We start from the raw sequence: 13,777 nt of genomic DNA on the forward strand, positions 1-13,777 counted from the left end.
GATTGCATTTCAAAAAACGCCTGTGCGCCATGTGCGCCAGATACCGGCTCCCGTGCAAAGCCCTCCTTGTGGGAGAATGTGGATCGGCGCGCTAGTGCCGAGACGGATGAGGGGTGTTTCAGGGAATGCCAACGCCTCACTCCGCTGGAACACCCCTCATCCGGCCGCTTCGCGGCCACCTTCTCCCACAAGGGGAGAAGGGAAAAAGAGCGAATTTCAATCAATTTTTAATCTTTTTTGGCCGCGCCTCTGGACAAGGCGAATCAGCTTTGATTCTTTACTGACGATTCGGGCGTGCGGCGTAACCGGATCATTTCTGTAAATACGGCAGATCGGGGAGTGCCATTTATGGCCAAGGCGGACGCGTGGGGCGCGCCCGGAGGGAAGGCTTTTGCGCGTCGCAAGGCAAGAAGCGATGGACTTGCCGGCAACACGCGCCTGATCGCCGAACCTGCCTATCAGCGGCTTCTAGCCGCCGAGCCGCTGCTGCGCCGCTCTATCCCGGCGCTGATCATCATTTTCCTCGTCGTCATTGCAGCGCTGCGCTTCCTGTCGCTGATGAACGAGCATGACGAAATCGAACGCGATTCCAAGGCCGTGCTGGCGCTGGCCGCCGGCCAAATGGCGCAGGCGATCACCGCCGACCCGAGTGCTGCCGGCATGAACGCCGTCGACCTGCTGGAAAACACGAGCCGCCAGGGCGCCATGGGCCGCGCCCATGTGCTCATGATTACCGACGCCGCCTTCAAGATCGTCGCCGTCTCGCCGCTGTCGACGGGCTGGCAGGGCCGCACGCTGGACAGCCTGGTGCTTGGCGGCCAGCCGCTGTTCATGTTCGGCGACCGCGCCGGCGTCATGGACGTCACCATCGCCGGACAGGACTGGTATGCGGCGGTAAGCCTTTCGGGCAACCGCAAGAACGCCGCCGCCGTTCTGGTGCCGCAGGCCGCGGTGTTCGACAGCTGGCGCAAGTCGATGTCGCTCAACGTCACGCTGTTCGTGCTGACGGCCGGCGTGCTGATCGTCATCCTCTACGCCTATTTCGGCCAGGCGGCGCGGGCCCAGGCCGCCGACCGCATCTACCTGGAAGCGCATCAGCGCATCGACATGGCGCTGGTGCGCGGCCGCTGCGGCTTGTGGGACTGGGACATGGTGCGCGGCAAGATGTACTGGTCGCGCTCGATGTACGACATGCTGGGCTATGAGCCCTGCGAATCCATGCTCTCCTTCGGTGAGGTCGACGAGATCATCCATCCCGAGGACGACGACCTGTTCGAGCTGGCCAACCGCATCATCGAACGCGAGATCGATCATATCGACCAGGTGTTCCGCATGCGCCACGCCGACGGGCAGTGGGTGTGGATGCGCGCCCGCGCCCAGGTGATCGATCCGGAGGCGCCGGAGATCCAGCTGATCGGCATCGCCGTCGACGTCACCGAGCAGCGGCACCTGGCGCTGCGCTCGGAAGCCGCCGACATGCGGCTGCGGACGGCGATCGAGAACATCAACGAGTCCTTCGTGCTGTGGGACGCGGCTGACCGGCTGATCATGTGCAATTCCAAATTCCAGAAGGACAACGGGCTTTCGGACCGCGACGTGGTGCCGGGCGCGACACGCGATTTCCTGGAGGAGCGCATGTTGGCCTTCGCGTCGGAGCGCAGGCTCGCCAACGCCAACGGGCCGCAAGGCGGCGTCAGCTTCGAGCGGCAATTGGCCGACGGCCGCTGGCTGCAGGTCAACGAATTGACGACCCGCGACGGCGGCATCGTCTCGGTCGGCTCCGACATCACCCAGATCAAGCTGCACCAGGAGAAGCTGGTCGACAGCGAGCGCCGGCTGATGGCGACGATCCACGACCTCAGCCTCGCGCGCCGCGCCGAGGAAGAGCGGGCCAGCGAACTGGTCGAGCTCAACCGCAAATACATGAAGGAAACGGAACGCGCCGAGGCAGCCAACCGGGCGAAATCCGAATTTCTCGCCAACATGTCGCATGAGCTGCGCACGCCGCTCAACGCCATCATCGGCTTCTCCGAGCTGATGGAACAGGGCCTGTTCGGACCGCTCGGCTCGCCGCGCTACGAGGAATACGCAACCGACATCAACGGCAGCGGCAAATACCTGCTCGGCGTCATCAACGACATCCTCGACATGTCGAAGATCGAAGCCGGCCAGTTCTCGCTCGACCGCGAGGAGATCGACCTCTGCCCGCTGATCAAGGAAACGGTGCGCGTGATCTCGCTGCAGGCCGCCGAAAAGTCGATCATGGTGGACACGCGTATCGCCGATTCGATGCGGCTTTTCGCCGATCGACGCGCGATCAAGCAGATCGCCATCAACCTCTTGTCCAACGCGGTGAAATTCACCGGACAGGGCGGCAGGATCACGGTCAGGGCCCGCAACACTTCGGGAGCGCTGGTCCTTACCATCGAGGACAATGGCTGCGGCATCCCCAAGCAGGCACTGACCAAGCTCGGCCGGCCGTTCGAGCAGGTGCAGAACCAGTTTTCCAAGAACCATGCCGGCTCGGGTCTTGGGCTGGCCATCTCACGCTCGCTCGCTGAACTGCAGGGCGGCGCGCTGAAAATCCGCTCGACCGAAGGCGTCGGCACCATCGTGTCGGTGCGCATCCCGCTGAAGAAGTCGCCAGCGGCGGTGAAGGTCGCGGCGTGACGCAACAATCTGCGCGCTAAAGCAACCTTGAAAAGTTATCTATTTTATCTATTTTGGATAAAGAGGTGACTTTTATGCGCGTAACATCGACAGAGTTTCAGCAGAATGTGGGCCGCTTTCAGGACGCTGCTCAACGGAGCCCAGTGGCGATAACGAAGAAGTTGTGACGGTCGTTCCAATCACACACTCGCCTCCAGCAGATCCTAACGATGCAGTAGAGGTCAGCGAAACCAACGATTTCCTCTGGCCTGGTCCCGATCTCAGGTCTATTCCGGGAAGTAATCCATCCCGCTTCCACTACGGCATGTTGCCGCCACGCTTCTACGCCCATCTGCGCGACCGGATTCTGCAGGCGTATGCACGTCGGAGGCTGCATCAAGTCCAACGCACCGAGTAGCCGAGATCTTAGGATTCTGGTCGCGCCTTCTCCAGCGCATCGGCGAGTTCTGCCACCGTCAACCTTCTGCCTTTACCGGCGGCCAACTCTCTCAGCCGCGCCTCCATTGCATCGGAGAATTGGTCGAAGCCGATGGTGCCGCTGGTCGCTTTGCTGAGCCGCGCCGTTGTACCCTTTGGCGCGCGCTCGCCGCCGGCGGCTTTGTTTTCGGCATAAGCAACCGTGCCGACGGCGCCGGCCAGCGCCACGAAGGCAAGGGCAAGCTTGGTGGATTTCTTCATGGGTCTTCTCCTGTTGCATCGTCACCCCCGATGCGGCCGGATGCGCTCTTTCGCGCGCCCGTGCGAAGCAGAAGGTCGAAATCCTTCCTGACCTTCCGCGACGTTTCCTTGAGATGCGCTTCGAGCACGGCGAAATCCGGCAGGTCGGTTACCGCCAGGAGCAGATCCGAAAGCCCCGGCGGGACATCGTCGCGCTGGAACTCGCCGGTAAGGCAAAGCCTGATCATCTGGGTTAGCGCCAGATAGAGCCGATAGGCTTCGCCAAGTTCGTCGCGCACATCCGTGGCGGCGAAGCTCGGCTCCAGCCGCGCCAGGATGTCGGCGGTCGCCGTCGTCCGGCGGCCGGGCTCGACAGCGCCGGTGATGACAGCGACCTGGGCGATGAATTCGAGATCGATGAGGCCGCCCGGGACGAGCTTGATGTCCCAGAGGTCGCGCGGCGGCTTCTCCCTCTCGATCAGCGCCCGCATCTCCGACGCTTCGGCCTTCACCTTGGCGGCATCGCGCGGCTGCGCCAGCACCGCCGTCACCTCCTCTTCCAGTTCGGCGCAGAGCTCGGCATCACCGCCGACGGCGCGTGCCCGCGCCAGCGCCATGTGCTCCCAGGTCCAGGCTTCCTGACGCTGGTATTTCTTGAAAGCGTCGATATGGGTGGCGACCGGACCCTTGTTGCCGGACGGGCGCAGGCGCAGGTCGAGCTCATAGAGCACGCCTTCGGCCGTCGGTGCCGAGACGGCGGCGATCAGGCGCTGCGTCATGCGCGTATAGTAATGCGAGGGCGCCAGCGGCTTGTCGCCGTCGGACTCTTCGGCATCGGCATCATGGTCGTAGAGCAGGATGAGATCGACGTCGGAGCCGGCGGTCAGCTCGCGGCTGCCGAGCTTGCCCATGCCGAGCAGGGCTACCCTGGCGCCTGCTATCCTGCCATGACGCAGCGCGAATTCGGCGATAACAGCGTCGAGCGCCGCCTCGATGGTGAGGTCGGCGAGATCAGAGAAGGCGCGGCCGGCGCGCGGGGGATCGATCGAACCAGCCAGCAGGCGCACGCCGATCAGGAATTTCTGCTCGGAGGCGAAGATGCGCAGGCGATCGAGCACATCCTCATAGGCGCGGTCGCCCTCGATGAAGGCGGCAAGCCGCGCCGAGAGATAGGCGCGGTTGGGCAGCTCGGTCAGCAGCGCCGGGTCGAGCAGGCCATCAAAGACATGCGGCCGGCGCGTGATGATGGTCGCCAGCCGGGGCGCCGCACCCATGATCGTCGCCATCAGCTTCAAGAGCGCCGGGTTCGACTGCAGCAGCGAGAAGAGCTGGATGCCTGCCGGCAGGCCGGTGAGGAATTCGTCGAAGCGCATCAGCGCCTCGTCGGCGCGGCGCGTCTGGCCGAAGGCCTTAAGCAGCGCCGGCGTCAGTTCCGTCAGTCGCTCGCGGGCTTCCGCCGACTGGGTGACGCGATAACGGCCGAAATGCCAGCCACGGATGACGCGGCAAATATCGCTCGCCCGCTGGAAACCGAGGCCGTGCAAGGTCTGCAACGTATCGGGGTCGTCGACATCGCCGGTAAAGACCAGATTGCCGACGCCGGCCGAGAGCTCGGGCGCGGTCTCGAACAGCGCCGCATAATGGCGCTCGACCTCCTGCAGCGAGGCGCGGAAGGCCTTGGCGAATTCCGCCTCGCCTGCAAAGTCCAGCATCAAGGCGATACGCCGAAGCTCCTCGTCGCTGTCCGGCAGGATATGCGTCTGCTCGTCGGCGACCATCTGGATAGCGTGCTCGACACGGCGCAGGAACCAGTACTGGCGGGCAAGCGCATCGCGCGCTTCGGCGGTGATCCAGCCACGCGCGGCGAGCGCGGCGAGCATCGGCACCGTCTCGCGGCCGCGCAGCTCCGGGAAGCGGCCGCCGGCGATGAGCTGCTGGGTCTGGACGAAGAATTCGATCTCGCGGATGCCGCCGCGGCCGACCTTCACGTTGTGGCCCTTCACCGCGATCTCGCCATGGCCCTTGTGGGCATGGATCTGGCGCTTGATCGAATGGACGTCGGCGATCGCCGCATAGTCCATGTATTTGCGCCAGACATAGGGCTGCAATTCCTTGAGGAAGGCCGCGCCCGCGGCGAGATCGCCCGCCACCGGCCGCGCCTTGATCATGGCCGCGCGCTCCCAATTCTGGCCGCGCGCCTCGTAATAGCGAAGCGCTGCCTCGACCGGGATCGCCAGCGGCGTCGAGCCGGGATCGGGACGCAGCCTCAGATCGGTGCGGAAGACATAACCGTGCTCGGTGCGGTCCTGCAGGATGCGCACCAGACGGCGCGTGAGGCGCGAAAACAGCTCCGTCGCGTCGAGCTGATCGACGATGGCTGGCGCTGCCGGATCGAAGAAAACGACCAGGTCGATGTCGGAGGAAAAATTCAGCTCATGCGCGCCGAGCTTACCCATGCCGAGCAGGATCCAGCCCGAGCCGCGCGCCGGACGTTTTTTATCGGGCAGCTTGAGCTTGCCCTGGCGGTGCGCGTCGAGCAGCAGGAAATCGACGGCGGCGCCAGTACAGGCGTCGGCCAGGTCGCTGAGACGGCGCACGGAAACCGAGGCTTCCGCCTCGCCTGAAAGATCGGCCAGCGCGATCAGGAAATGCGCCTCGGTTTTCCATTGCCTGAGCTGCATCATCAGCGCCGATTCCGAGACGTCCTCTGCGCTCGCGGCACTTGCGATCGCTTCGCCGATGGCGAGCAGTCGTTTTTCAATGGTCTGGTCGAACAGCGTGTCGAGAATGGCCGGCCGACGACGCGCCAGATCGCGCAGGAAAGGCGACAGATCGAAGATGGCGGCAAGCAGGTCCTGCGAAGGTCCCTCGCCGGCCAGGAAACCTGCAAGACGTAAAAGACCTTCCTCTTCGGCGGCGTCGGCGATTTCAGAGAGCTCGCGCCGGGCATGGTCCCTGTCCAGCGGCTGAAGCGCCAGCCTCGGACCAAGCCGCCACTCGGGTTCGACCTTTTTCTTCGTCATCCTCACCGCCATCAATGCATCTCCCGCGCCGGGAAACTCATGACCACGGACAATCCGGGATTGGCCGGGGCAAGATCAAGCCTGCCATTGTGGAAAGTCATGATCGCCTTGGCGAGGCTGAGGCCGAGGCCTGAGCCCGGCTGCGAGCGGCTCTTCTCCAGCCGCACGAAGCGCTCGGTGGCACGCGCGCGGTCGCCATCGTCGGGAATGCCGTGGCCATTGTCGGCGACGGCAAGCTTGATCTCGTTGCCGACGCGCGCCAGCGTGAGCCGCACCTTCGGGCCCTCGGTGGCGTCCGTCGAATATTTGATGGCGTTGTCGACAATGTTGGAGAGCGCCTGGCCGATCAGCTCGCGGTTGCCGTTGACGACAAGGGCATCCGGCGCCGAGGCTTCCAGCGCGACGCCCACCTCCTCCGCCACCGGCTCGTAGAGCTCGACGACATCGCTCACCGTGGCGGCGAGATCGACGGGGCTAGTCGTCTCCGACGAATAGCCCGCCTCCAGGCGCGAGATCATCAGGATGGCGTTGAAGGTTTTTATCAGCTGGTCGGATTCGGCGATCGTGCCCTCGAGCGCCTGGCGATAGGCGTCCGTCTTGTGCTTCCCGGCAAGCGTGGCCTCGGCGCGGTTGCGTAGCCTGGTCAACGGCGTCTTGAGGTCGTGGGCGATGTTGTCGGAAACCTGCTTCAGGCCTTCGTTCAGCATGGCGATGCGCGCAAGCATCGTGTTGAGGCTTTCCGACAGGCGGTCGAACTCGTCGCCTGCGCCGGTCACCGGCAGCCGCCCGGACAGGTCGCCGCCCAAGATGCGGCGGCTCGCCTCCGAGACGTTGTCGATGCGCTTCAAGGCGGCATGACCGACGAAGAACCAGATCAGCAGCCCGCCGAGCCCCATCATGCCGAGCGCCAGCATCAAGGCGCGTTTGATGACGGCGCGGAAGCGCTCAGGCTCGCCGAGGTCGCGGCCGACCAGCATGATCATCTGGTTGGGCAGCCGCAGCACCAGGGCAATGGCGTTGTGGCCCTTCTCGCCCTCGGCTTGCGCCCCGCTCGTGCCGGTCGAAGGCGCGCTCTGATCTCCGCCGCGCAGCCGGTCGAGCTCGCCCTCGCCGAAACGCTGGTAGGAAAAGGGTTCGGTGGTCCAGCCTTCGGTCTCGATCACGCCAGGTTCAAGGCTTTGCACGTTGCCGGTCAGGATCTGGCCGTTGGCGTCGGCGATGAGATAGAGATTGGCGCCGGGCTGGCGGGAGCGATTTTCGACCACGCGCACCAGCACCGGCAGGCCGCCGCGCTGATAGGCACGCGCCAGGCCCAATACCTCGTCGTTGATGGTATCCTGGGTCTGCGCCATCAGCATGCGCGCCGACAGCGAGGTCATGTAGAAGACCAAAAGCACGGCGCAGAGCGCGAAAAGCAGAAGATAAAGCGCCGAAAGCCGCGCCGCCGTCGTCTTCATGATGGCCGGCAGGGATAATGCCATGTTGGGCTCTAGCCGCCCTTCAGCATGTAGCCGGCGCCGCGGATGGTGTGCAGGATCGGCTTGTCGAAGCCTTTCTCGATCTTGCCGCGCAGGCGCGAGACATGGACGTCTATGACGTTGGTCTGCGGATCGAAATGATAATCCCAGACATTTTCGAGCAGCATGGTGCGCGTCACCACCTGGCCGGCATGGCGCATCAGATATTCAAGCAGACGGAACTCGCGCGGCTGCAGCGTGATCTCGCGCCCGGCGCGCTTGACCGAATGCGACAGCCGGTCGAGCTCGAGATCGCCGACCCGATAGACCGTCTCGGATTCCCTTGCACTGGCGCGGCGGTTCAGCACCTCGACACGGGCAAGCAGCTCGGAAAAGGCGTAAGGCTTGGTGAGATAGTCGTCGCTGCCGGCGCGCAAGCCGGTGACGCGATCGTCGACCTCGCCCAGCGCCGACAGGATCAGCACCGGCGTGGTGTTGCCGCGCGAGCGAAGTGCCGCGATCACCGACAGGCCGTCGCGGCGTGGCATCAGGCGGTCGACCACCATCACGTCATAGTCGCCGGCATCGGCCAGCGCGAAACCGGTCTCGCCGTCGCCGGCGACATGGGCGGTGTGGCCAGCCTCGGCGAAGGCTTTCTGCAGATAGTCCGCCGCCTCGCGATCGTCTTCCATGACGAGAATCTTCATGGATCCGTTATACGCGATTTCACTGGAAGGTTGAGGGGCAGTCATGGCTCTTTGCCTTATCAAAGCCGCATGTCGTCATCCCAAGACCGGTGCCCGCTTTTGGGCGACATGCGCTTTTTTGCTTCGCATGTCGTCATCCCAAAACCGGTGCCCACTTTTGGGCGACATGCGCTTTTTTGCTTCGCATGTCGTCATCCCAAAACCGGTGCCCACTTTTGGGCGACATGCTCCAAGTTAAAGCGGCAGCGGGGATGGGAACCCGCTGCCGCCAGGAGCGAAACACGGTGACTGACTGACGTGTTCGGCCCCATGTTTTCCCGGCGGCGGCTCGGGGGTGTTGATACCGCCGCAGGGAAAAGTCGAAAGCGTTTGCTATCAGCCCTTGCCGACCGGCAGCGCGACGAAGCGGTTCGAATCGTCGCGAGTGATCTGCATCAGCACGGCCTTACGGCCGGCCTTGGCGGCATCAACCATCGCCTTGGAGACGTCATCGGTGGTGTTCACATCGTTCGAATTGATCGAGGTGATGACGTCGCCGGGCTGAATGCCGCGATCGGCCGCGTCGCTGTCGGGATCGACATCGGTGACCACGAGGCCCTTGCCGCTCTCAGCCTTGGTGACGGTCAGGCCGAGGTCGGCCAGCGTGTCGGCCTTGGCGGCGGGCGCCTGTTGCTTGCCGTCGTCGTTCGAGGCCTGCTTGTCGCTGGCGGGCAGCGTGCCGAGGTCGACCTTAACGGACTGGGACTTGCCACCGCGCCAGACCGTGACATCGACCGACTTGCCCGGCGCATAGGCGCCGATGGTGCGGGCGAGATCCTTCGGCGAGTCGACGTCCTTGCCGTCGATCTGGGTGATGACGTCGCCGGCGGCGATGCCTGCCTTCTTGCCCGGACCGGCATCCTGGGCGCTCGAGACCAGCGCGCCCTTGTCCGACTTCAGGCCGAGCGATTCGGCGATGTCGGAGGTGACCGGCTGGATCTCGACGCCGAGCCAGCCGCGCTGGACGGAGCCGCTCTTCATCAGGTCCTGGACGATCTGCTTGGCGGTCGAGGCCGGGATGTCGAAGGCGATGCCGACACTGCCGCCCGACGGCGAGAAGATGGCCGTGTTGATGCCGATCACCTGGCCGTTGAGGTTGAAGGTCGGGCCACCCGAATTGCCGCGGTTGACCGAAGCGTCGATCTGGATGAAGTCGTCATAGGGGCCGGCGCCGATGTCACGGCCACGGGCCGATACGATGCCTGCGGTAACCGTGCCGCCGAGGCCGAACGGATTGCCGACGGCCACCACCCAGTCACCGATGCGGATCTTGGAATCGTCGGCGAAGTCGACATAGGTGAACTTGCTGCCACCATCGACCTTCAACACGGCGAGGTCGGTGCGCGGGTCGGTGCCAACCAGCTTGGCGTCGAGTTCCTTGCCGTCATTGGTGACGACCGTATAGTCCGAGCCTTCCGAAACGACGTGGTTGTTGGTGACGAGATAGCCGTCTTCGGAGATGAAGAAGCCCGACCCTTGCGCCACCGGACGCGGCTGGCCGTTACCGGGATTGCGATGATCGAAGTGCCGTTGGCCGAACTGGCCGCCCTGACCCTGGTCGCCGAAGCCGCGGAACTGCTTGAAGAACTGACGCAGCTGCGGATTGTCGGGCAGGTTGTCGAAACCGTTCTGATCGTCGGAGCCGTCATCGGCGGTGGGCTGAATCTTGGACTTGACCTTGACGCTGACGACAGCCGGCGAGACGTGCTCGACGACATCGGCGAAGCTCGGCATCTGCGGGGCTTCGACACGCACGGCATCGGCCAGCACGGGGGCGGTGCCGGTTGCGAGCATGCCGGCGCCGACCGTGCCGATAAGGGCGAGCGAAGCGACGGCAGCCAACAGGCGCTTGCGGGTGCTGGCGGAATATGAATTGGGGGCAATATTCATGGGGTTCTATCCTCTATGTAGACAGGGATGCGCTCAGGCAATGCATCCTCGGGCAAGAGGATTAGAGAGCCGCACATTACGGCGCCATTTCCGCGACATGAAAGTTTTGTAATGTTGGCGCTTGGCTCCATCGGTGCGGTTGACGCCGCGATACATCGCCCTTTGGCTTGGTGTCGCTTAAGACTTGTGCTACCTTGTACACAACTCAACACAGGGCTTTCACAATGACTGCAAGCACCACCATGACAATCCGAGTTTCGTCGGAAACACGGCAAAAACTCGAGCGCATCGCCACCGATACCCGACGCAGCAAGTCCTTCCTCGCAGCGGAGGCTGTTTCAGCCTATGTCGACCGAGAGCTCGGAATTATCGACGGCATAAAGCGCGGCATGGCCGATGCGGAGGCTGGTCGTCTGGTATCTCACGACGAAGCCATGGCGGAAATCGACGCTGTAATCGAAGCAGCGGAAGCTGAGCGCGCAGGCAAGGCGTGAAGCGGTTCGTCACCTGGTCGCGGGAAGCGCTAGACGATGTCAAGCAGCAGATAGCCTATGTCGCTCTGGATAATCCTGCGGCCGCCAGACGGCTCGCGGATCGTATTCGTGAAGCTGGGCAGCGCCTAGGTGACATGGCGACGGGCAGGTCTGGTAGGGTGACGGGCACTTACGAAAAACCCGTCGGCCGTTTGCCCTACATCATTACCTACCAATTGCGCGCGATCGCCGGCCGGGAAAGCGTCGTTATCTTACACGTTATCCATACGTCACGAGATTGGCCGCCGGGAGAGTGGCCTTCTTAGTCGCGCAACATCTTTTCCAGCGCCGCCTGCTCTTCGGCTGAAAGCGCCGACGCGGATGGACGGCGCGAACGGGCGCCGATCACGATAAAAGCCCCGCCAATAAGCAGCAGCAGCACCGGCGTGCCCCACAAAAGCGCGGTGCGCAGGCTGAAGCGCGGCTTGAGCAGAACGAACTCGCCGTAACGCGAGACGATGTAGTCCATCACCTGCTGGTCGGTGTCGCCGGCAACGAGGCGCTGGCGCACCAGGATGCGCAGGTCGCGGGCGAGATCGGCGTCGGATTCGTCGATCGACTGGTTCTGGCAGACCATGCAGCGCAGGCCCTCGGACAGCGCGCGCGCCCTCGCCTCAAGCGCCGGATTCTGCAGCACCTCGTCGGGCTTCACCGCGTGGGCGGCGCCGGCAAAAAGCAAGGCCAGCAGCAGGACCAGCGAGGCGAACGAAAACCTCGCCTTCATGTCGGGCTCGCGGTTGCCGCCGCCGTCGCCAATTTGCGCCGCTTTGCCGGCGCGCCGACACGCAGGCGGCGGTCGAGCAGCGACATCGCCGCGCCCGCCATCATCACCAGGCCACCGCCCCAGATCAGCGTTACCAGCGGCTTCCACCACAGGCGCACGACCACCGAGCCGTCCTTCGCCTCGTCGCCGAGCGACAGATAGAGTTGGCTGAAGCCCAGCGTCCTGATGCCGGACTCGGTCGTCACCGTCTGGCGGACCGGATAGAAGCGCTTGGCCGAGGTGATCTCGCCATCCTCAAATCCGTTCGAGATCAGCACAAAGCGGCCGCGATCCTCGGTGAAGTTCGGCCCTTTCTGCGGGACGAGGCCTTCGAAGCGAACGCTGTGGCCCGACAGTTCCACCGTCTCGCCCGGTTTCATGGTGAGGATCTTCTCGGTGCCGAAGCAAAGCGTGCCGACGATGCCGAGCAGCGTCAGCCCGAGGCCAAGATGAGCAAGCGCCGTGCCGAAGACCGAACGCGGCAAGCCGATGAAGCGCCTGAACATGACCGTCGGCGCTACCGAGCCGACACCCGCCTTGACCGCAAGGTCGGTCAGCGCGCCGGCCATCAGCCAGACGGCAAGGCCGACGCCGAGCGCGGCAAAGACCGAAGCATCGTTGATGAAGAGGCCGGTGACCAACATGGTGGCGAGCGCCAGCGCGAAGGCCGCCATCAGGCGCTGCGAAGCGGCAAGGATGTCGCCGCGCTTCCAGGCAAGCAGCGGGCCGAAAGGTACGATCGCCAGCAGCGGCAGCATTAGCGGGCCGAAGGTCAGGTCGAAGAACGGCGCGCCGACCGAGATCTTGCCGCCGGTCAGCGCTTCCAGCGCCAGCGGGTAGAGCGTGCCGACGAGCACGGTGGCGGTTGCCGTGGTGAGGAACAGGTTGTTCAAGACCAGCGCGCCCTCGCGCGAGATCGGCTGGAACAGGCCGCCTGCCGTCAGCCGCGAGGCGCGCAGCGCAAACAACGCCAGCGAGCCGCCGATGAACAGCGTCAGGATGCAGAGGATAAACACGCCGCGCGTCGGGTCGGTGGCGAACGCATGGACCGAGGTCAGCACGCCGGAGCGCACCAGGAAGGTGCCGAGCAGCGACAGCGAGAAGGTCAGGATGGCAAGCAGCAGCGTCCAGATCTTCAGCGCCGAGCGCTTTTCCATGACGATCGCCGAATGCAGCAGCGCCGTGCCGGCAAGCCACGGCATGAAGGAGGCGTTCTCGACCGGGTCCCAGAACCAGAAGCCACCCCAGCCGAGCTCGTAATAGGCCCAGTAGGAGCCCATCGCGATGCCGCCGGTCAGGAACATCCAGGCGACCAGCGTCCACGGCCGCACCCAGCGCGCCCAGGAGGCGTCGATGCGGCCCTCGATGAGCGCCGCGACCGAGAACGAGAAGCAGATCGAGAAGCCGACATAGCCGAGATAGAGCATCGGCGGATGGATGGCGAGGCCGAGATCCTGCAGGATCGGGTTCAAGTCGCGGCCTTCGATCGGCGCCGGATTCAAGCGGACAAACGGGTTGGACGTCGCCAGGATGAACAGGAAGAAGGCGGCGCCGATCATGCCCTGCACGGCAAGCACATTGGCCTTGAGGGTCGAAGGCAGATTGGTGCCGAAGACGGCGACCAGCGCGCCGAAGAAGGTCAGGATCAGCACCCACAGCAGCATCGAGCCTTCGTGGTTTCCCCAGGTGCCGGTGATCTTGTAGATCATCGGCTGCAGCGAATGCGAGTTTTCCCACACGCTCGCCACCGAGAAATCGGAACTGGCATAGGCGCTCGCCAGCGCCGCGAAAGACAGCGCCGTCAGCGCGAAGCCGGTGACCGTGACCGGACCGCCGACCGCCATCAGCCGCTGATTGCCGGTGCGGGCACCGATCAGCGGCACCAGCATCTGCACCAGCGACAGCGCGAAGGCGAGGACGAGGGCGAAATGTCCAGTCTCGACCATTGTTTACCCGTTTTCTCGCAGGTTCTGATCGCAAAACCGCGTGGCACTTTTGCGGAACCTGCGATCTTCCTTTTGGCGCAGGTTCTGATCGC

At 64.1% G+C, this 13,777-nt stretch carries 10 protein-coding genes; 3 read left to right on the top strand and 7 right to left on the bottom strand.

The genetic code is table 11. The annotated features are described in order from the left end of the window. Nucleotides 1-348: 348 nt before the first annotated feature. Entirely contained in the window at nt 349-2,670 is a 2,322-nt protein-coding gene (locus tag AB6802_RS26080; protein WP_371013076.1) for a PAS domain-containing sensor histidine kinase, read from the top strand. A 405-nt stretch (nt 2,671-3,075) separates the two neighbouring features. Here the strand turns inward: AB6802_RS26080 and AB6802_RS26085 are convergent, their stop codons facing one another. The 5 genes from AB6802_RS26085 to AB6802_RS26105 form a co-directional block, all read right to left on the bottom strand. Then, on the bottom strand, nt 3,076-3,348 hold the full coding sequence (locus AB6802_RS26085) for a hypothetical protein (protein ID WP_371013077.1): 273 nt from the start codon (nt 3,346-3,348) through the stop codon (nt 3,076-3,078). Further along, nucleotides 3,345-6,350 (bottom strand): bifunctional [glutamine synthetase] adenylyltransferase/[glutamine synthetase]-adenylyl-L-tyrosine phosphorylase, encoded by a 3,006-nt coding sequence (locus AB6802_RS26090; RefSeq protein WP_371013078.1) that lies wholly within the window; start codon nt 6,348-6,350, stop codon nt 3,345-3,347. Before AB6802_RS26090 ends, AB6802_RS26085 begins: the two co-directional genes overlap by 4 nt. Before the next feature lie 11 nt (nt 6,351-6,361). Next, on the bottom strand, nt 6,362-7,831 hold the full coding sequence (locus AB6802_RS26095; protein ID WP_371013079.1) for an ATP-binding protein: 1,470 nt from the start codon (nt 7,829-7,831) through the stop codon (nt 6,362-6,364). Nucleotides 7,832-7,839: 8 nt separating this feature from the next. After that, entirely contained in the window at nt 7,840-8,514 is a 675-nt protein-coding gene (locus AB6802_RS26100; RefSeq protein WP_371013080.1) for a response regulator transcription factor, read from the bottom strand. A 375-nt stretch (nt 8,515-8,889) separates the two neighbouring features. Next, complete coding sequence (locus AB6802_RS26105) at nt 8,890-10,443, bottom strand: Do family serine endopeptidase (RefSeq protein WP_371013081.1); 1,554 nt, start codon at nt 10,441-10,443, stop codon at nt 8,890-8,892. Between the two features lie 224 nt (nt 10,444-10,667). Here AB6802_RS26105 and AB6802_RS26110 point away from each other — a divergent pair, with 224 nt between their 5' ends. Continuing rightward, nucleotides 10,668-10,937 carry a CopG family ribbon-helix-helix protein gene (locus AB6802_RS26110; RefSeq protein WP_371013082.1) on the top strand — a complete coding sequence of 90 codons (270 nt, stop codon included), beginning with the start codon at nt 10,668-10,670 and terminating at the stop codon, nt 10,935-10,937. Then, nucleotides 10,934-11,242, top strand: coding sequence for a type II toxin-antitoxin system RelE/ParE family toxin (locus AB6802_RS26115; RefSeq protein WP_371013083.1), 309 nt, complete (start codon nt 10,934-10,936; stop codon nt 11,240-11,242). Before AB6802_RS26110 ends, AB6802_RS26115 begins: the two co-directional genes overlap by 4 nt. On the opposite strand, the gene AB6802_RS26120 is transcribed toward AB6802_RS26115, so the two are convergent. After that, a complete protein-coding gene (locus AB6802_RS26120; RefSeq protein ID WP_371013084.1) occupies nt 11,239-11,700 on the bottom strand; it encodes a cytochrome c-type biogenesis protein CcmH in 462 nt (153 codons plus the stop codon). The two genes, AB6802_RS26115 and AB6802_RS26120, sit on opposite strands and share 4 nt — an antisense overlap. Continuing rightward, nucleotides 11,697-13,685, bottom strand: a complete 1,989-nt coding sequence (locus tag AB6802_RS26125) for a heme lyase CcmF/NrfE family subunit (RefSeq protein WP_371013085.1) — start codon at nt 13,683-13,685, stop codon at nt 11,697-11,699. Before AB6802_RS26125 ends, AB6802_RS26120 begins: the two co-directional genes overlap by 4 nt. Between the last annotated feature and the right edge of the window lie 92 nt (nt 13,686-13,777).

Source organism: Mesorhizobium sp. RCC_202 (assembly GCF_041355295.1).
Lineage (GTDB): Bacteria > Pseudomonadota > Alphaproteobacteria > Rhizobiales > Rhizobiaceae > Mesorhizobium.